This is a genomic window from Amycolatopsis sp. NPDC098790 (genome assembly GCF_044759945.1).
GTDB lineage: Bacteria > Actinomycetota > Actinomycetes > Mycobacteriales > Pseudonocardiaceae > Amycolatopsis.
Genome location: NZ_JBIWAI010000001.1, coordinates 1,257,618 through 1,275,744 on the forward strand (window position 1 = coordinate 1,257,618; position 18,127 = coordinate 1,275,744).

At 70.0% G+C, this 18,127-nt stretch carries 19 protein-coding genes and 1 pseudogene; 10 read left to right on the forward strand and 10 right to left on the reverse strand.

The features are described 5' to 3' along the window. The first annotated feature begins 12 nt into the window (after nt 1-12). The 4 genes from ACIQWX_RS06260 to ACIQWX_RS06275 are packed head-to-tail and all read left to right on the forward strand — an operon-like array spanning nt 13 to nt 3,376. A complete protein-coding gene (locus ACIQWX_RS06260; protein WP_400866326.1) occupies nt 13-894 on the forward strand; it encodes an LLM class F420-dependent oxidoreductase in 882 nt (293 codons plus the stop codon). Continuing rightward, entirely contained in the window at nt 891-1,496 is a 606-nt protein-coding gene (locus ACIQWX_RS06265) for an ATP-binding cassette domain-containing protein (protein ID WP_400866329.1), read from the forward strand. Before ACIQWX_RS06260 ends, ACIQWX_RS06265 begins: the two co-directional genes overlap by 4 nt. Next, on the forward strand, nt 1,490-2,767 hold the full coding sequence (locus ACIQWX_RS06270) for a hypothetical protein (RefSeq protein WP_400866331.1): 1,278 nt from the start codon (nt 1,490-1,492) through the stop codon (nt 2,765-2,767). The genes ACIQWX_RS06265 and ACIQWX_RS06270 overlap by 7 nt, the downstream gene beginning before the upstream one ends. 30 nt (nt 2,768-2,797) lie before the next feature. Beyond that, nucleotides 2,798-3,376 (forward strand): EndoU domain-containing protein, encoded by a 579-nt coding sequence (locus ACIQWX_RS06275; protein ID WP_400866333.1) that lies wholly within the window; start codon nt 2,798-2,800, stop codon nt 3,374-3,376. On the opposite strand, the gene ACIQWX_RS06280 is transcribed toward ACIQWX_RS06275, so the two are convergent. From ACIQWX_RS06280 to ACIQWX_RS06290, 3 genes are all read right to left on the reverse strand, one after another. After that, entirely contained in the window at nt 3,373-4,188 is an 816-nt protein-coding gene (locus ACIQWX_RS06280; RefSeq protein WP_400866335.1) for a GNAT family N-acetyltransferase, read from the reverse strand. The two genes, ACIQWX_RS06275 and ACIQWX_RS06280, sit on opposite strands and share 4 nt — an antisense overlap. A gap of 9 nt (nt 4,189-4,197) precedes the next feature. Further along, nucleotides 4,198-4,470 (reverse strand): helix-turn-helix transcriptional regulator, encoded by a 273-nt coding sequence (locus ACIQWX_RS06285; RefSeq protein ID WP_364448300.1) that lies wholly within the window; start codon nt 4,468-4,470, stop codon nt 4,198-4,200. Nucleotides 4,471-4,583: 113 nt separating this feature from the next. Further along, complete coding sequence (locus tag ACIQWX_RS06290; RefSeq protein ID WP_400866338.1) at nt 4,584-6,203, reverse strand: alpha/beta hydrolase; 1,620 nt, start codon at nt 6,201-6,203, stop codon at nt 4,584-4,586. 188 nt (nt 6,204-6,391) lie between these two features. Between ACIQWX_RS06290 and ACIQWX_RS06295 the strand changes: the two genes are divergently transcribed. Then, nucleotides 6,392-6,670 (forward strand): DUF3311 domain-containing protein, encoded by a 279-nt coding sequence (locus tag ACIQWX_RS06295; RefSeq protein ID WP_400866340.1) that lies wholly within the window; start codon nt 6,392-6,394, stop codon nt 6,668-6,670. Continuing rightward, nucleotides 6,667-8,322, forward strand: a complete 1,656-nt coding sequence (mctP, locus tag ACIQWX_RS06300; RefSeq protein ID WP_400866343.1) for a monocarboxylate uptake permease MctP — start codon at nt 6,667-6,669, stop codon at nt 8,320-8,322. The genes ACIQWX_RS06295 and mctP overlap by 4 nt, the downstream gene beginning before the upstream one ends. Nucleotides 8,323-8,336: 14 nt before the next feature. Here the strand turns inward: mctP and ACIQWX_RS06305 are convergent, their stop codons facing one another. Beyond that, nucleotides 8,337-8,930: a hypothetical protein gene (locus ACIQWX_RS06305; protein ID WP_400866345.1), complete on the reverse strand. Its 594-nt coding sequence runs from the start codon at nt 8,928-8,930 to the stop codon at nt 8,337-8,339. Between the two features lie 208 nt (nt 8,931-9,138). Between ACIQWX_RS06305 and ACIQWX_RS06310 the strand changes: the two are divergent. Beyond that, a pseudogene (locus ACIQWX_RS06310) lies at nt 9,139-9,510 on the forward strand (peroxidase-related enzyme); the annotation flags it as partial. Here ACIQWX_RS06310 and ACIQWX_RS06315 read toward each other — a convergent pair. The 4 genes from ACIQWX_RS06315 to ACIQWX_RS06330 all read right to left on the reverse strand — a co-directional run bounded on the left by ACIQWX_RS06315 (nt 9,507) and on the right by ACIQWX_RS06330 (nt 13,125). Further along, nucleotides 9,507-10,433 carry a GNAT family N-acetyltransferase gene (locus tag ACIQWX_RS06315; RefSeq protein WP_400866347.1) on the reverse strand — a complete coding sequence of 309 codons (927 nt, stop codon included), beginning with the start codon at nt 10,431-10,433 and terminating at the stop codon, nt 9,507-9,509. The pseudogene ACIQWX_RS06310 and the gene ACIQWX_RS06315 overlap by 4 nt on opposite strands. Nucleotides 10,434-10,659: 226 nt before the next feature. After that, complete coding sequence (locus ACIQWX_RS06320) at nt 10,660-10,821, reverse strand: hypothetical protein (protein ID WP_400869608.1); 162 nt, start codon at nt 10,819-10,821, stop codon at nt 10,660-10,662. Nucleotides 10,822-11,046: 225 nt separating this feature from the next. After that, the gene (locus ACIQWX_RS06325) at nt 11,047-12,237 is read right to left on the reverse strand and encodes an ATP-binding protein (RefSeq protein WP_086670979.1); all 1,191 of its coding nucleotides are present in this window, start codon (nt 12,235-12,237) and stop codon (nt 11,047-11,049) included. A 153-nt stretch (nt 12,238-12,390) separates the two neighbouring features. Next, entirely contained in the window at nt 12,391-13,125 is a 735-nt protein-coding gene (locus ACIQWX_RS06330; RefSeq protein WP_400866350.1) for a MerR family transcriptional regulator, read from the reverse strand. A 178-nt stretch (nt 13,126-13,303) separates the two neighbouring features. Here ACIQWX_RS06330 and ACIQWX_RS06335 point away from each other — a divergent pair, with 178 nt between their 5' ends. After that, a complete protein-coding gene (locus ACIQWX_RS06335) occupies nt 13,304-13,843 on the forward strand; it encodes a DoxX family membrane protein (RefSeq protein WP_400866353.1) in 540 nt (179 codons plus the stop codon). 60 nt (nt 13,844-13,903) lie between these two features. On the opposite strand, the gene ACIQWX_RS06340 is transcribed toward ACIQWX_RS06335, so the two are convergent. Beyond that, a complete protein-coding gene (locus ACIQWX_RS06340; RefSeq protein ID WP_400866356.1) occupies nt 13,904-15,208 on the reverse strand; it encodes an acetyl-CoA C-acetyltransferase in 1,305 nt (434 codons plus the stop codon). 92 nt (nt 15,209-15,300) lie between these two features. Between ACIQWX_RS06340 and ACIQWX_RS06345 the strand changes: the two genes are divergently transcribed. Both ACIQWX_RS06345 and ACIQWX_RS06350 read left to right on the forward strand, forming a co-directional pair. Then, a complete protein-coding gene (locus ACIQWX_RS06345) occupies nt 15,301-16,635 on the forward strand; it encodes a 3-oxoacyl-ACP reductase (protein WP_400866358.1) in 1,335 nt (444 codons plus the stop codon). A gap of 1 nt (nt 16,636) precedes the next feature. Then, complete coding sequence (locus tag ACIQWX_RS06350; protein ID WP_400866360.1) at nt 16,637-17,470, forward strand: MaoC family dehydratase; 834 nt, start codon at nt 16,637-16,639, stop codon at nt 17,468-17,470. On the opposite strand, the gene ACIQWX_RS06355 is transcribed toward ACIQWX_RS06350, so the two are convergent. After that, on the reverse strand, nt 17,462-18,118 hold the full coding sequence (locus ACIQWX_RS06355) for a TetR/AcrR family transcriptional regulator (protein WP_086670992.1): 657 nt from the start codon (nt 18,116-18,118) through the stop codon (nt 17,462-17,464). The two genes, ACIQWX_RS06350 and ACIQWX_RS06355, sit on opposite strands and share 9 nt — an antisense overlap. Nucleotides 18,119-18,127: the final 9 nt, after the last annotated feature.

Consider the following 18,127-nt stretch of genomic DNA (forward strand, 5'->3'; position numbering starts at 1 on the left):
TAGGTTGGGATCATGATTGGGGATTTCCGCTTCGGCGTGAACATGGTGGTTCCGGACAGCCGCACCGCGTGGGTCGAGAAGTGCCGCAAGGTCGAGGACCTCGGCTACGACGTCCTGTCCGTCGCCGACCACCTCGGCATGGCCACGCCGTTCCCGTCGCTCGTGCTCGCCGGCGAGGCCACTTCCCGCGTCAAGCTGAACACCTTCGTGCTCAACGCGCCCTTCTACAACCCGGTGCTGCTCGCCCGCGACGTCACGGGCACCGACCAGTTCACCGACGGCCGGCTCGAGCTGGGGCTCGGCGCCGGGTACGTCAAGGCGGAGTTCGAAGCGGCCGGGATGCGGTTCCCGTCCGCCGGCGAGCGCGTCGACCACCTCGAACGCACGATCCTCGAACTGAAGCGGCTGTACGCCGACCCCGAGCACAAGCCGTCGCCCGTGCGTCCGCAAGGCCCGCCGCTGCTGCTCGGCGGACGCGGCGACCGCGTGCTCGGCCTGGCCGTCGAGCACGCCGACATCATCGGCTTCACCGGCACGGCGAAGACGCCGGACGGCGCGCCCATCGCGGCGGGCACGCCCGAGGACGTCGACGAGCGCGTGGCGTTCGTCCGGGCGAAGCTCGGCGAGCGGGCGTCCGAGGTCGAGTTCAACCTGCTCTGCCAGTTCGTGAAGGTGACGAACGACCGCGCGGCCGGCCTGGCCGAGCTCGAACAGCTCGTCCCGGGCGGGATGACCGCCGAGCAGATCGGCGAGCTGCCGATCGCGCTCGTCGGCACGCCCGCCCAGATCGCCGACCAGATCCGCGCGCACCGGGAGCGGTGGGGGTTCACCTACTTCACGATCCTCGAGATGTTCCTCGACGAGTTCGCCCCGGTGCTCGAGCATCTCCGATGATCGACGCGCGGGGCATCGGGGTCCGGGCCGGCGAACTGTGGCTGTTCGACGACCTGGACTTCTCCGTCGACCCCGGCGAGTGCGCCGCGATCGTCGGGCCGAACGGCGTCGGCAAGTCGACCCTGATGCGCTGCTTCTACGGCATGCAGAAGCCGCAGCGGGGCCGGGTCCTCGTCGACGGCAAGGCGCCGGACGAGCGGGACGTCGAGTTCCGCCGCAAGGTGTCCGTGCTGTTCGACGACTCCGACTTCTTCGCCGAGCTGACGCCGATGCAGCACCTGGAACTCCTGTCCGGCTCGTTCGGCGCCGACCTCGGCGACCACGAGGAACTGCTGCGCGACGCGGGGCTGGGCGACCGCATGCGCGTCACGTCCGGGCACTTCTCCGCGGGGCAACGCCGTCGCCTGCTCCTGCTCGGCGTCACCGCCCGGCCGCACAAGCTCCTGCTGCTCGACGAGCCTGAGCGCGCACTCGACGTCGAAGGCAAGGAATGGCTGGTCGAGCTGATCGCCCGGTCGACGGCGGCCGGCGCGGCGGTCGTGGTGGCCACCCACCACCCGCCGCTGCTCGAAGCCGCCGACAGCACGCTCGAGCTGTGGTGACACTCGCGCCGCGCCGGATGCGGATCCCGGGCCGCAAGCGGTTCGGCGGGGTCTTCAGCGGCGACACGGCGTCGTTCCTCTTCCTGTTCGCCTTCGGGTTCCTGTTCACCGCCTTCTTCCACGTCGACGGCTGGCGTCAGGCCGTCTACGGCTCGGCCCACGTCGACTTCCCGGCCGTGCTCGGCCTGCTCACGCTCTGCTGCGCGGTGGGCTGGCGCGGCCTGCTGCGCCGCGGGTTCGCGTGGGTCGAACCGGCGGAGCTGACCTGGCTCGACTTCGCGCCGGTGGACCGCGGCCGCGTCGTCACGCTGCGGCTGCTCGGCGCCTGGACCGGCGTCGTCGCGGTGACCGGTTACCTGGCCGCGTTGCTGCTCGCGGTCGGTGGCGCGGGGCTGGACCAGTGGCGTGCCGGCATCGCCGTCGTGGCCGCGACCGCCGTCGTCGCCTTCGTGAGCGCGCGGCGGACGTCGCTGCGGTTCGACGCGTTCGGCCCGCTGGTGCTGGCGGTCGCCGGCCTGGCGATCACCGCTCTCGGGCTCGGCCCGGTGACCGTCGAGCTCGTCGCGGCGGGTGTGCTGGTCGCGGCGCTGCCGCTGGCCTTCGGCGGCGAACCGGTCTCGCGCGCGGGCCGGTCCGCGCTGCTCGCCGGGTGGGACGGCCGGGTGCTGCGCTCGGTCGCCGTCACCTTCCTCGACCCGATGATGCTGCTCCCGCCGTCCGCGCCGACCGGGCTCTCGGTCCGCCGGCCGACCCCGCTGCGGCTGGCGGTCGCGGGCACGCTCGGCCGGTCGCGGTACGCGGGTGCGGCGGTGCTGGTCGGCTTCGCGGTGGTCGTCGCGCACCTCGCGTTGCCGACCCTGCCGGGCGCGGTCCTGGTGGGCATCGGCGCGTACGTCGCGCTGACGCCGTTCGGCGCCGGGCTCGGCGAGCTGTGGCGCAACCCGGGCCGCCGCCGCTGGCTCGGGTCGTCGGACCGCGACCTCGTCCTGGCGCACGGCGTGGTGCTCGCCGGCACCGGCCTGCTCTGGACGGGCGTGCTCGCGGTGGTCACCCTCGCGGGTGGGACGTCGTTCGGCGCCGGGGCGTGGCTCGCCGTGCCGCTGGCGGTGCTTTCGATCCTGCGCACGGTCACGCGCACCGCCGTTGACTACGCGAATCCGGCTTTCGTGGACACCCCGATGGGGCCGATGCCCGCCAACCTGGCCCGCCAGCTGTTCCGCGGCCTCGACCTGCTGGTGCTCGGCATCGTGGTGCTGTCGGCCGCCGTTTGACCTACGCTCGTTGCGTCGAAGGGAGCAGCGGTGGGCGGCGGACACGCACCGGGCGTCGGGCGGAGGGCGACCAGTGAGTTCCCGCCCGGCTGGACCGACGAGCACATCATTTCGGTGGTCAAGGACGTCGCGAACGACCCCAGCGAGGCGCGGCGGCGGCAGCCGAACGGCCGCTGGCGCTGTGCCGGCGAGCGCTTCAACGTGCACCTGATCGTGCTGGTCGAGGAGGACGGCCACGTCCACACGGCGTACCCGGTGGCGGGCCCCGGCGTGGTCCGCAACCCGGACGCGGCCCGCGACCCGGCGAACCCGACGGTGGCCGACCTCAAGGAGAACCGGATCAGCTTCTTCGGCGACAGCGTCCTGACCCAGCTGGCCGGCCGCCTGTCCCCGGAGGACTACACGCACTACCGGACGCTGCTGTGGTCCGGCGAGTGGGAGGAACTGGCGGACGTCCTGGCGGCCCACGCGGTCAAGATCGGCTTCGCCTTCTCGACGGACGAGTTCTCCGACTTCGAGCGGCTGCTGAACAGCTACGACCTGCCGGTCCCGGCGTGCGCGTTCCTCAACGACCGCGAGCACATCCTGAACCAGCTCCGCCCGGTCTAGCGGAAGTCGTACCCGGTGAAGTTCGCGATCGGGACGTACCCGAGGCGCCGGTACAGGGCGTTGCTGGTGACGTTGGCGGGATCGGTGTAGAGGACGACGTCCGTCGCGCCCGCGGCCAGCGCGGCCTGGCTCACCGCGAACGTCACGGCGCCCGCGTAACCCCGGCCGCGGAACCGCGCCGGCGTGTAGACGGGGTCGACGCGGACCATGCCCGCCAGCACCGGGGTCGAGCCGGCGATGGCGACGGGACCGTCGGTCGCCCAGAACGTGAACTGCTTGCCGGCGAAGTTCGAGGCGGCCCAGGACCGCTCGTCGGAAATGGGCGCCTGCCCGACCGCGACGGCGAACTCACTGCACCAGCGGACGATCTCCGCGTGCTCCAGCGCGTTGACCGCGTGACCATCGGGCATCGGCTCCGGCGGGACGAGCGTGCCGAGCCGGTGCAGCCGGACCCGCACCCCGGGCACCGGCACCGCGCCGGTTCGCCGTTGCCACGCCTCGATGAACGCGGCGGCGGTGTCGTCCTCCGCGGTCACGCCGCACAACGGCTCGCCGTCCAGTTCCGCGGCGAGGGTGTCGGCCTGCTCGGGGCCGACCGCGGTGAGGAGCAGCCGTTGCGACGGGCGGCGGTAGCAGACCGCGCGGACCTCGCCGTCCTGCTCCAGCCGTCCGAAGAGAGTGCCCTTCTCCTCGTTCGTCCGCAGCTTCTCGAGCCGGGTCAGCTGCGAGGTGTGCAGCGCGGGCCGCGAACGCAGGAAGTCGCCGACGCGGGTGAGGAAGCCGTCGATGTCCTCGGTGAGGTGCCAGGCCATGTCCAGCGGTCAGCTCGCCTGGGACAGCGGTGGGGACGCCGTCGCCGCGACCGTCGCGCGCAGCTCGTCCAGCGGCAGGCCCACGGCGTCCGCGATGGCCGTGACCGTGAAGAACGCCGGTGTCGGGATGCGGCCGGTCTCGATCTTCCGCAGCGTCTCGACCGAAATCCCGGCCTCCGCGGCGACGTCGACCATGCTCCGGCCGGCCCGCGCCGTCCGCAGCGCCTGGCCGAGGCGTTCGCCCCGTTCGCGCTCTTCGTCCGTTAGCGGTACCCGCACCATGGGGCCAATACTAATACCAGAGTTGTCCACTGCCTGTGGACAACTCTGTGCACAGGTGTGGAAAAGGCCCCGCCGATCCGGAGATCGGCGGGGCCCCACCACATCTAGTGCCCTCAGGCGCCCGGAGGCACCGGAAGTGGCATGCCGGGCAGGCTCTGGTCGTTCGGCACGACGCCGTCGACCAGGTAGGCCTCCACGACCTTGTCCACACCCGCGTTGCCGCCGGCGTAGATGCCGTGGTCACCCTCACCGGTGATGGTCAGCATCCGCGAGTTGTCGAACGCCTTGTGCGCGCGCCGCGCACCCTCGATCGGCGTCGCCGGGTCGTGCTCCGACTCGACGATCAGCACCGGCGGGACACCCTTGCCGTTGAGCACGGGCAGCGGGGCCGGCTGCTTCTTCCAGAACAGGCACGGCTGGATGAACCAGCCCGCGCCGAGCAGGGGCAGCTGCTGGTCGATCAGCTTCTGCGACTGCTTGATCGCGCTCTGGGTCGAGCCGGTCCACGGACCCTCGTTGCACGGGATCGTCCAGAACGAGGCGTCGTAGGCGTCGCCGTCGGTCGGGACCATCAGCGGCTGCGCACCGGAGGTCTCGTTGCTCTTGTCCGCGGCCTTGACCTTCTGCGCGGCCGACGTCTTGGCCTGCGCGGACGCGGTGCCCTGGGTCAGCGTGCGGACGCTGACCAGGTAGTCGGCCAGCCCCGGGAACGAACGCTTCGAGTAGATGCTCGACGCGATGAAGGAGTCCAGGCCGTTGGCCGAGACGGTCGAGCCGTCGGGCAGGGTGACCGCGCCCTGGGTCAGTGCGTAGCGGACCTGCTCGTAGGTCTGGCGGGCGGCCTCGCCGGTGGTGCCGAAGTGGTAGAGCTTGTCGTACTTCGCCACCCACGGGAGGAAGTCCTGCCGGAAGCGGCGCTCGAAGCCGAGCGGCTGCCAGTCGAACGACTTCTGCCAGGTCGTGGTGAACTCCGTCGAGGAGTCGAGGACGAACCGGCCGGTGCGCGTCGGGTAGGCCTGCGCGTAGTGCGCGCCCATCCAGGTGCCCGCCGAGTAGCCGACCCAGTTGATCTTGTCGCGGCCGAGCAGCACGCGCAGCAGGTCGATGTCCTTGACCGTCTGGTCGGTGTTGATCAGCGGGCCCAGCTCGCCGGACTTCTGCTGGCAGGACAGCGCCGCGTACTTCGTCGCCTGGAGGATCAGGTTCAGGTTCTGCTTGCTGCGGTCACGCGGGTCCAGGTCCGAGCCGGTGCCGATGGCGCCACCGCACGTGATGTTCGTGCTCTTGCCGGTGCCGCGCGGGTCGAACCCGACGATCTCCTGGTGCTCGCGCAGCTTGGGCTGGTTGCGCAGGCGGGCCGGGAAGTTGCGCCCGGGCGCCCCCGGGCCGCCCGGGTTGGTGACGACGCTGGCCGTCGCGTCCTTGGTCGCCTTCAGGCGGCTGACCGCGATGGTCAGGTCGACCTGGGCGTTCGCCTGGTACCAGTTGCGCGGCGTCTTGTAGGTCGCGCACTCCATGTCCTCGGCGCCCGCGGGCGGGGCCGTCGGCAGCTCGTCGGGGACGGCGCACTTGTGCCAGCTCAGCGTCTGGTTCGCGTACTGCGGCGGGATGTTCGTGGAGTTCAGCGGCTGCTTGCCTGCCGCGGCGTCCTGGCCTGCGAAGGCAGGCGTGAACCCGGCCAGCAGGGTGCCGGCGATGGCCGGGATCACCACCGCGTAGCGGAGTCGTGTCATACGGTTGCCCCTTGTCGGGTTTTCGCGTGCGAGTCCGGCTATTCCTATAGGCCGGGTGGGGGCGGGGCAACCGACGTTGGTCGGCAACGCAGAGCGTGGCGATCAAATCGATATCGGACAGACGTGACTCCCTGTCACCCAGGTTCTAAGGTCAGGCGGTCGGTTACGGGAGTGTTAGGTGAGGTCCGATGTCGACTGCGAAGCACGACGGGAAGGTGCGCGGGCTGCGGTTCAGCCCGTGGAACCTGCTCCTGATCGTTCCGCTGCTGGTCCTGGTCACGCCACTGTTCAACATGGACGGTCCGCGGCTGTTCGGGATGCCGTTCTTCTACTGGTTCCAGTTCCTCATGGTGGCGGTCGGGGTGCTGAGCACCTGGATCGTCTACATGATGACGCGGGACAAGCCGACCGTTGACGCGCCGGACAAGCTGAGCGTCGAGGACCTGGACGAGGGGGACGCTCGATGAGCAACCTGCAGTGGCCCGAGCTGATCATCTTCACGGTCCTGTTCGCCCTGGTCACCGTGCTCGGCTTCATGGCGTCGCGCTGGCAGCGCGGCAGCACGCTGGACCACCTGGACGAATGGGGCCTCGGCGGCCGCAAGTTCGGCTCGTGGATCACCTGGTTCCTGCTCGGCGGCGACCTCTACACGGCGTACACGTTCGTCGCGGTGCCCGCGCTGGTGTTCAGCGCCGGCGCGCTCGGCCTCTACGCGCTGCCGTACACGATCGTCGTCTACCCGATCGTGCTGCTGCCGGCGCTGCGGATGTGGTCGGTCTCGCGGGTCCGCGGCTACGTGACCCCGGCCGACTTCGTGCGCGGCCGCTTCGGCTCGCCGATCCTCGCGCTGCTGATCGCGATCACCGGCATCGTCGCGACCATGCCGTACATCGCGTTGCAGCTGGTCGGCCTCGAAGCCGTGCTGCGGACGATGGGCATCAACGGCTCCGGCATCGTCGGGCACCTGCCGCTGCTGGTCGCGTTCGTGATCCTGGCCTTCTACACCTACCAGTCCGGCCTGCGGGCGCCCGCGCTGATCGCGTTCGTCAAGGACATCCTGATCTACATCGTGATCCTGGTGGCGATCATCTACCTGCCCTCGAAGCTGGGCGGCTGGTCGCACATCTTCGACACGGCGGCGGCGAAGCTCGGCACGCCGAACCCGACGACCGGCAAGCCGGCCGGGTCGATCCTGCTGACGGCCAACAACCAGCTGCAGTACGCGACGCTGGCGCTGGGGTCGGCGCTCGCGCTGTTCCTGTACCCGCACTCGCTGACCAGCGTGCTGGCCTCGCGCGGCCGCAACGTGATCAAGCGGAACATGGTCGCGCTGCCGGCGTACTCGCTGGTGCTGGGCCTGCTGGCGCTGCTCGGCTACGTGGCGATCACCGCCGGGGTCAAGCCGCTGACCAACGCGGCGACCGGCAAGGCGGACGGCAACACGATCGTCCCGGTGCTGTTCGACAACCAGTTCTCGTCGTGGTTCGCCGGCATCGCGTTCGCCGCGATCGGCATCGGCGCCCTGGTGCCCGCCGCGATCATGTCGATCGCCGCGGCGAACCTGTGGACGCGCAACATCTACAAGGAGTACATCCGCAAGAACGCGACCCCGGCTGAAGAGGCGAAGCAGGCAAAGCTGGCTTCGCTGGTCGTGAAGCTCGGCGCGGTGGCCGTGATCATCCTGATCGACCCGCAGTTCTCGATCGACCTCCAGCTGATCGGCGGCGTCCTGATCCTGCAGACGCTCCCCGCCGTCGCGCTGGCGCTGTACACGCGCTGGTTCCACCGCTGGGGCCTGATCGCGGGCTGGGTCGTCGGCATCGGCTGGGGCCTGATCATGCTGTACGGCATCCCCAACCCGGCCAACGGCAAGGCGCACTTCGGCGGTTCGGCGCTGGCCCTTGGCAACATGTCGATCTTCGGCTGGCACCCGTTCTCGGGTTCCCAGGTCCAGATCTACGTCGGTTTCGTCGCGTTGATCGCCAACCTGGTGGTGGCGGCGATTGTCACGGTGATCGCGCGGCAGATGAAGGTGTTCAACGGCACCGACGACACCAACGCCGAGGACTACCACGCCGACGAGAACGACAAGGACCTGCGGCCCATCGGTGTCCACTGAGTCCACTGTGTCCACTAAGGACGGATGACCGCGCGGGAGACGAGGTAGAGCACCAGCCCGTTGAGCAGGTGCCAGAGGAAGTGCGTGCCGACCGGGACGTAGTCGCAGACGTCCCGGTCGAGCGTGCGCAGGGACAGGGAAAGCGCGAAAACGGCCCCAGCGACGGCGAAGCGCGTCCAGGCGGCGTCGCGTTGGATGGCGAGCACCGCGGCAAAGCCGAACAGCCCGATCAGCGGGGCGAGGTAGAGCCCACCGCCCAGCAAGGCGGTGACCGCGGTGAGCACGAGAAACCCGGGCGCGGCAACCCAAGCCCACCGCCGGCTCCAGTAAGTCCGCACGAACACGACGGCGTACACCAGCACGAAGACGAGGATGGCCCCCGAGTCCGCGGCCCCCGCCCACCGCGTCGCAACAAGGTGGAAGACGCTGCTGGCCACGAAGACCAGCCCGATGAGAACGGCGAGCAACCGCCCGGTCCGGTCCCCCTTGGCCAGCCGCCAGACGAGAACGGCGGCGAGGAGGAAAGCAAGGTTCCCGAGATCGTTGAGCGGCTCACCCCAGAGCCCGGGCGCAACGCGTTCGCAGTACCCGTCGACGTAGTCCGTCACGGTGACAGCCAACCAGGGATCACCCGCACGCGGCCAGGTGCTGTTCCGGTTGCCCACAATCGGCCGGGGCTGTGGACAACCAGCTCGCACAGCACCGCGAACCCCACTTTTCGTCGGCGGCCGCCGATAAGCTGGACAAGGGCACGCCCCCCAGAGAGGGCGGGGGCCGTTCTTCGCCGGGTCGTCGCCCGCAGCTCCAACGGCGCACGAGCGCGAGCTGGTCGTCGTCGCCACCTCCGGCGCCAACCACTGCACCTACTGCGTCGTCGCGCACGGCGCCATCCTGCGCATCCGCGCCAAGGATCCCGAACTTGCCGACCGCGTCTCGAGCAACCCGTGGCAGGTCGAACTCGACGAGCGCGGCCGGGCGATCGTCGACCTCGCGCTCGCCCTCGCCCAGGACTCCGCCCTCTTCGGCGAGGGTGACCTCGAAGCCGCGCGCAACGCCGGCCTCACGGATGACGAGATCTGGGACGTCGGCGCGATCACGGCGTTGTTCGCGATGTCGAACCGCCTCGCCCACCTGACCGCGCTGCGCCCGAACCCCGAGTTCTACCTGCTCGGCCGCGTGCCGCGTTAGAACTTCACGCGCCACGTTTCGTCGGTCAGCTTCGGGCCCCAGTCGTCGAAGTCCTCCTCACGGACCAGCTCGAAGCCGGCGGCGCGGTAGATCGAACGCGCCGCGGCGAGGATCGAGACCGTCGACAGCTCCATCGCCCGGTAGCCGTGCGCTCGCGCGAACGAAACGCACTCGGTGACCAGCCGCTTGCCCACGCCGTGGCCCCGGGCTGACGGCTCGAGCAGCAGCAGCCGCAGCTTCGCGGTGTCGTCGTCCGGGCCGCGGGTGCACGCGATGCTGCCGACCCGCTCGCCGTCGAGCTCGGCGATCCAGAACGCCTGCCGCGGGTCGTCGTGCTCGGCGAAGTCGGCGACGATCCGGGCGACCAAGCCCTCGAACCGGGCGCTGAAGCCGTACTCGCGGCCGTAGACCGCGCCGTGGCGTTCCACCACCCAACCGAGGTCACCCGGTCGTGGCGGGCGAAGCACCAGCGCCGGGTCGCGACGGCGGTCGCCGACCAGGTCGCCGATCGTGCGCATCGCGGTCAGCAGGCGCTGCTGGTCTTCGTCGGCGAACCGGCGCAGCAGGCCGCCGATCTGCTCGGTGGACCGGGCGTTCAGCACGGCGAACGCGTCCCGGCCCGCGGCCGTGGGGCGCACGAGCTGGCGCCGCGCGTCCTCGTCGGAACGTTCACGCGCGACCAGCCCGCGTGACTCGAGCCGGGCGAGCAGCCTGCTGGCGTAGCCGGCGTCGAGGTCGAGACGTTTGCGCAGCTCAGTGACCGGCACCGGGTCCTGGTGCGCGAGCTCGAAGAGCACGCGGGCTTCCGGCAGCGAGTACTCGGCGTCGGCCGGTCCCTCGTCGAGCACGCCGATGACCCCGGTGTAGAGCCGGTTGAAGGCGCGGACCGCGGCCACGCGGTCGGCGAGCTGTGCGTCGTTCATTGACCACCTCAACAAGTTCGTTGACTAAGTCAAAGATTACTCGACAGACCGGCGCGGGCAAGGGACTCACCGGGGAAATGGGAAACCCCGCGATGCTGCCAGGTCGGGGGTCCGCCAGCATCACGGGGTCGTAGGGGGTATCGACCGCACTTTGCGTGTCGTTACACCTTCAGCACTTTGTGGCATAGGTCACTCTAATGGGCGACCGCCACGGGGTGAAACAGGATCAGCGCATGTAGCCCGAGCGAGCCTGCGCGATCGCGATGAGTTCCTGACGGACCGTCGCGGTCGCGGCGGTGTCGATCGCCCGGTTCAGCGCCCGGCGAGTGCGAGCCTCGGCGCGACGGGCACGGAGCTTGGCGGCGATGTTGTTCATCGGTGTCTGCATCCCCTTCAGGGTCTTCGGTTGCTTGTGTCTCTAGTATGCACCTTTTTTCACAAGGAAGCCAATGAATATCCGGTGACTTGGCGCACTAGCCGATGAATCATCGGCAAACTTGGGTATAGACCGGAGAGATCGGGGGTGGTCGCCGTCACGACGAAGCAACCCGATACATGCTTCTAGGGCTCTCTAGCTCAAATGCTAGAAAGCCTCAGAAACGCGGATAGCAGGTCAGTCGCGCCCGAGCAGGTAGTGGCCGAAGTGCGGCACGGTGAAGGCGATCTGGCCCCGCTCGGCGGAGTAGACCAGGCCCTTCTTCATCAAGCTGTCGCGCGCGGGCGACAGCGAGGACGGCTTCCGCCCGAGGAACACGGCGACGTCGGCGGTGCCGGCGGGCTCGTCGCGGCCCTGGGTCAGCTCGGCCATCGCCTGCAGGTACTCGCGCTCGGCCGGCGTCGCCCGGTCGTAGCGCGAGCCGAAGAAGCCGACCGCCAGTTCGGACTCGGCTTCGGGTGCCGCGACCTGGACGTCCTTGACGGTGATCGGGTCGGACGGCGCCGCGTCCCAGGCGGCCTTGCCGTAGGCCTGGATGAAGTACGGGTAGCCGCCGGACGCGTCGAAGAGCGCGTCGAGGGCTTCCGGCTCGATGCCGGCGTCCTCGCGCTCGATCGGCGCCATCACGGCGTAGTCGGCGTCCTCGCGGTCGAGCCGGTCGATGCGCGAGTACCGGAAGAGCCGCTCGGAGTAGGACTTCGACGCCGACAGCACGGCGGGCAGGTGCGGCAGCCCGGCGCCGACGACCACGAGTGGCGCCCCGGACTGGGACAGCTCGTGACAGGCCGCGCACAACGCCGAGACGTCGTCCGGCTGCAGGTCCTGCATTTCGTCGATGAGCAGCGCGACGCCGGTCCCGACGTCCGCGGCCAGCTCGGCGACGTCGGTGAAGAGCTCGACGAGGTCGATCTCGATGTCCCCGGAGTCCGCGCGCCCCTGGGCGGCGGGCACGTCGATGCCCGGCTGCCACCGGTCGCGCAGCTTGGCGTCGGCCTTGTTGGCCCGCAGCGCGAACGCCTTGAGCACGCCGAGCACCTCTTCGACCCGGTCGGGAGCGCGGTGCCGCACGGCGAGGTCCCGGATGGCCCGGTGCAGCGCGGCCGACAGCGGTCGCCGCAGCTCGGCGTCCGGCCGCGCTTCGATCTTCCCGGCACCCCACTTGTGCCGCACGGCCATCGCGCGCAGCTCCCCGAGCAGCACGGTTTTCCCGACGCCCCGCAAGCCGGTCAGGACGAGACTGCGTTCGGGTCTCCCCCGCGCGACCCGTTCGAGCACGACCTCGAAGGCCTTGAGCTCACGCTCACGCCCGGCCAGCTCGGGCGGCCGCTGTCCGGCGCCCGGCGCGAAGGGGTTGCGGATGGGGTCCACTCTGCCAAGTTATCGACGTATCTAGCGCGAGCCCGATATTCCGCCATAGTCGGCTAGGCGTGTCGCCGGAGTTCGACCGGATGGCCGTACATAGAGACGAACAGGTCTGCAGCCCTGCTCGTCCCTACCCCCAGCGCGCACTACGACGTAGCACTACGCGCCGAGGTTCCGTTCCGAGTAGATCTTCATCGCGTCGCGCACGAACTCCGCGCCTGCGCCTTCGAACCCGTAACGCGGGTCGTCGACGTACAGCTGCCCGAGCCCCGCGAAGTACCCCGCCGAAACGGACGAAACCGCCGGCTGCAGCCACACGTGCAGCCGCCGCGTGATCGCCTGGACTTCGTCGGAGCCGGCCGCGAGCCCAGCGGCGCGAGCGTCACCGAACGCCGTCGCGATGTCCACCTGCTCCTGCTGGTGGGCCTTCTTCTCGTCGGCCGACAACGAGCTCCACCACTGGTCGCCGCGCCGGTAAGCGTCCGCGCCCCAGCGACGTGTGACCTCTTCCTCGTACCGCGTGTGGTCGAAGCCGTCGAAAACCTCCTCCGCCATCAGTCGTTCACCTCCCTTCAGTTTCCGCAACGTGGTCCGGACCGAGTCGATCTGCCGCCCGATCCGCCGCCGCTCCTGTTCGAGCAGCTCCAGGTGGGTTTCGAGCGCCGTCGAACTGTCGCGTTGCCCGTTCAGGACCTCCGCGATCGCCGGGAGCCCGAGGCCCAGTTCGCGCAGCAGCAGGATCCGCTGCAGCCGGACGAGCGCCTGCTCGTCGTAGTAGCGGTAGCCGTTGCTGCCGACGCGGCTCGGTTCGAGCAGGCCGACCGCGCCGTAGTGGCGCAGCGTCCGGCTCGTCGTCCCGGCCGAGCGCGCGAGGTCCTGGATCGACCACTCCATGCCGACGACGATAGAAGTTGACGCAGCGTCAAGGTCAACCGCTAAAGCTATATAGCTCAATCTAGAACCAACACGATATTCCCGCAGAAACCGCGATGAGGATTCGACCGCAGGACGAGCGGGCACTCAGCGAGTAGGTTCGACCAGGCAGCGGCCCGTACGAGGAAGGCAAACGACCGTGATACTCCGTCGAGTGGCACGTCCCCTGCTCGCCACGATCTTCGTGACGGGCGGAATCAATGCGCTGAGGCAGGCCGAAGGGCACGCGAAGGCGGCGGAACCGTTCCTCAACAGCGCGTTCGAGAAGGTCGGCGACGTCGTGCCGGAGCAGGTTCCGCGCGACCCGGTGACGCTCGTCCGCATCGACGCCGCCGTGAAGATCGGCGCCGGTCTCGCGCTCGCGGCCGGCAAGGCGCCGCGGCTCGCGGCCGGGCTGCTGCTCGGCAGCCTCGTGCCGACGACGCTCGCGACGCACAGCTTCTGGACCATCAAGGACCCGGCCGAGAAGCAGCAGCAGCAGGTCAACTTCTTCAAGAACGCGAGCCTGGCCGGTGGCCTGCTGCTCGCGGTCAGCGACACGCACGGGAAGCCGTCGGCGGCCTGGCGCGCGCGTCACGCGGCCAAGGACGTCAGCGCCGCGGCCGGCAAGCTGAGCCGCAAGGGCCAGAAGCGCGCCAACAAGCTCGCGAAGCGGGCCCAGAAGGCCCTCCCCAACTAACCACTTTCATAGGGAAAGTGCCGCCCCCGGACATCGAGGGCGGCACTTTCCCTGCGAAAGCTACTTCTCCAGGATCGCGGTGACGCCCTGGCCGCCCGCCGCGCAGATCGAGATCAGGCCGCGGCCGGACCCCTTCTCGTGCAGCAGCTTCGCCAGCGTCGCGACGATCCGGCCGCCGGTCGCGGCGAACGGGTGCCCGGCCGCCAGCGACGAGCCGTTGACGTTCAGCTTCGCCCGGTCGATCGCGCCCAGCGGCGCGTCCAAGTCCAGCTTCTCCTTGGCGAACGCCGGGTCCTCCCACGCCTTGAGCGTGGCCAGCACCTGCGACGCGAACGCCTCGTGGATCTCGTAGAAGTCGAAGTCCTGCAGCGAAAGCCCGGCGCGCGCGAGCATCCGCGGCACGGCGTACGCGGGCGCCATCAGCAGGCCCTCTTCGCCGTGGACGTAGTCGACGGCCGCGGTCTGCGAGAACGTCAGGTACGCCTGCACCGGCAGCTTGTGCGCCTTCGCCCACTCGTCGGTGGCGAGCAGGACGGTCGACGCGCCGTCGGTCAGCGGCGTCGAGTTGCCCGCGGTCATCGTGCCGCCCGGGCCGCCGAACGCCGGCTTGAGCTTGGCGAGCTTCTCCGCGGTCGAGTCGGCACGCAGGTTCTGGTCGCGCGCGAGCTTGAGGAACGGCGTCACGAGGTCGTCGAAGAAGCCGCGGTCGTAGGCGGCGGCGAGGTGCTGGTGGCTGGCCGCGGCCAGCTCGTCCTGCGCCTCGCGCGTGATCTCCCAGATCTTCGCGGTGAGCGCCGCGTGCTCGCCCATCGACAGGCCCGTGCGCGGCTCTTCGTTGCGCGGGATCGCCGGCACGATGTGGCCGGGCCGGATCTTCGCGACGAGCTTGAGGCGGTCGCCGAGCGTCTTCGCGGCGTTGAGCTGGATGAGGATCTGGCGCAGGTCCTCGTTGACGGCCAGCGGCGCGTCGCTCGTCGTGTCGACGCCGCCGGCGATGGCCGAGTCGATCTGGCCGAGCGCGATCTTGTTGGCGACGTTCACGATGGCCTGCAGGCCGGTATCGCACGCCATCTGGACGTCGGACGCGGGCGTCGCGGGCGAAAGCTTGCTGCCCAGCACGCTCTCGCGGGCCAGGTTGAAGTCCTTCGAGTGCTTGAGCACGGCCCCGGCGGCGACCTCGCCGATCACCTCGCCCTGCAGTGAGAAGCGGCTGACCAGGCCGTCGAGCGCGGCGGTGAACATGTCCTGGTTCGACGCCTTCGCGTACGGACCGTTGGACCGCGCGAAGGGGATCCGGTTGCCCCCGATGATCGCGACCTTGCGAACGGAAGGTGCTGCTTTTGAATGTCGCGGTTTCGGCGGCATGACTCCACCTCTCTGGTCGGCTCTCTCACACTGTAACCTACTCCTGAGTAGGTTAGACTGCGACGTGACGCAGACTGCACGGGAGGCAATCGATGGCTGACAGGTACCAGCAGTTCACGAAAACCCCGGTGGGGAAGTTCGTGGTGCCGAAGCTCGGCCTGCCCAACCCGGCCACGCTGCGCCGCTACCAGCCCGGGCAACCCGCCCTCGAGGGTCCCGCACTTCTCGGCGCCGCGCCCGGCAGCCGGCTGGAGAAGACCCTTCGCGACCAGCTCGCCGACGCGGGCATCGAGGTCGTCACGTCGGCGGCCGACCGGCACGCGGCGCTCGTCTTCGACGCCACCGGCGTCACGGAGCCGGGGCGCCTGCGCGAGGTCTACGACTTCTTCCACCCGGTGATCCGCAGCGTCGGGCCGTCCGGCCGCGTGGTCATCCTGGGCACGCCGCCGGAGCAGGTCGAAGGCCGCGAGCGGATCGCGCAGCGCGCTCTCGAGGGCTTCGTGCGCTCTGTCGGCAAGGAGCTGAAGCGCGGCGCGACGGCGCAGCTCGTTTATGTCGCCGAAGGCGCCGAAGAGGCGACGGAGTCGACACTGCGTTTCCTGCTCTCGGCGAAGTCGGCATTCGTCGACGCGCAGGTCATCCGGATCGGCGCTGAAGGCAAGACGGCGTCCGCACCGGCGAACTGGGCGAAGCCCCTCGACGGCAAGGTCGCGCTGGTCACGGGCGCGTCCCGCGGCATCGGCGCGGCGATCGCCGAGGTACTGGCCCGCGACGGCGCGCACGTCGTCGCGCTCGACATCCCCGCCCAGGGCGGGGACCTGTCGAAGGTGGCCAACAAGATCGGCGGCTCGTCGCTGCAGCTCGACATCACTTCGCCGAGCGCGCCGGCGAAGCTCGCGGAGTACCTGAAGGAGCGTCACGGCGGCGTCGACGTCGTTGTCCACAACGCGGGCATTACCCGCGACAAGACGCTGGGCAACATGAGCGAGAGCGCGTGGGACTCGGTCATCGCGGTGAACCTGGCGGCGCAGCTCGCGGTGAACGACAAGCTCCTGGGTGACCGCGTGCTGAACGAGAACGGCCGCATCATCGGCGTCTCGTCGATCGCGGGCATCGCCGGCAACGTCGGCCAGACGAACTACGCGACGTCCAAGGCAGGCGTGATCGGCATGGTGAACGTCGGCGCGCCGCAGCTCGCGGCGTACGGCGGCACGATCAACGCCGTCGCGCCGGGGTTCATCGAGACGAAGATGACGGCGGCGGTCCCGCTGTTCATCCGCGAAGCCGGCCGGCGGCTGTCGAGCCTCGGCCAGGGCGGGCTGCCGGTCGACGTCGCCGAGACGATCGCCTGGTACGCGAACCCGGCGTCGGCCGCGGTGAACGGCAACGTGGTCCGCGTCTGCGGCCAGGCCCTGCTGGGGGCCTGACGTGGCGATCCGCGAACTCGACAGCACGCCGAGCCTGGCGACGCTGTACCCGAAGGCGCTGCTCGGCTTCCGCAAGACGGGCTCATCGCTGCCCGACACCGAGCTGGTCCGCACGGGTGTCGTCGTCGACCCGGCGCACCTCGCCGCGTACAACACGGTGTGCGGCTTCCGGCTGAGCGACGAGCTGCCGGCGACGTACCCGCACATGCTGGCGTTCCCGCTGCAGATGGCGCTGATGACCGAGCCGGGGTTCCCGTTCCCGCTGCTCGGCATGGTGCACGTGGCGAACCGGATCACGCAGCACCGCGCGTTGCGGCTGGGCGAGGCGTTGACGATCCGGGTGCGCGCGGAGAACCTGCGTGACCACGAGAAGGGTCGTCAGTTCGACGTCGTGAGCGAGGCGTGGGCCGGCGACGACCTGGTGTGGGTCGACGTGAGCACGTACCTGCGTCGCGGCTCTTCGTCGGGTTCCTCTCCGCGGCGGGACCAGCTGGCGCCGCCGACCCCGGACGCGATCTGGCGGGTACCGGGCGACATCGGCCGGCGCTACGCGGAGGTCTCGGGCGACCGCAACCCGATCCACCTGCATCCGCTGACGGCCCGCCTGTTCGGCTTCCCTCGCGCCATCGCGCACGGGATGTGGACGAAGGCCCACGCCCTGGCGGCCTTCGAGGGCCGGCTGCCGGCGGCGTTCACGATCGACGTCAAGTTCAAGCAGCCGGTGCTGCTGCCGGCCAAGGCGGGCTTCACGTCGTGGTCTTCCCCGGAGGGGTGGGCGTTCGAGCTGTGGAGCAAGGCGAAGCCGCACCTGGAGGGCACGATCACCTCACTCTGACGGCTTCCAGACCTCGCCCTCGATGAGGTCGTTGAAGCCGAGCCAGACGAGGTTCATCAGCCAGGACGCCAGGACGCCGTCGGAGATGTCGGGGTGGTCGAGGGCCCAGTCGGCCAGCGATTCGGCCGCCCCGACCAGCGCCGCGGACAGGCCTTCGCCGGAGAACTCGGCCTGCTCGCCGACGCCCTTGCGCGTGCCGGCCGACACGACGAGGGCCGCGACCAGCTGGATCGCGCGCGCCCGCATGTCGGTGATCTCCGCGGCGAACGCCCCGCCGACGGTGAGGGCCTGGCGGTGCAGCACCGTCCACGACTCGCGGTACTCCGCGACGAAGCGGTAGAACGACCGCAGGCCGTGCCAGAGCTGCATGTCCGGTGGCAGATCGGGCTGCACGCCGGCCTGGATGGCCTCGAGCAGCCGCGTCGCCTCGCGGCGGATGCACGCACCGAACAGGTCCTCTTTGGACCCGAGGTAGGTGTAGATCATCGGCTTCGAGACGCCGGCGACGTCGGAGATCTCGTCCATCGAGGCCGCGTGGTAGCCGTGGCGCGAGAAAACCTGGACGGCGGCGTCCAGGATCTGCCGCTCGCGCACCGCGCGCGGCAGCCGCCTGGCCCGTTCGGGCGGACGCTGATCATCCTCTGACACGCTGGACCT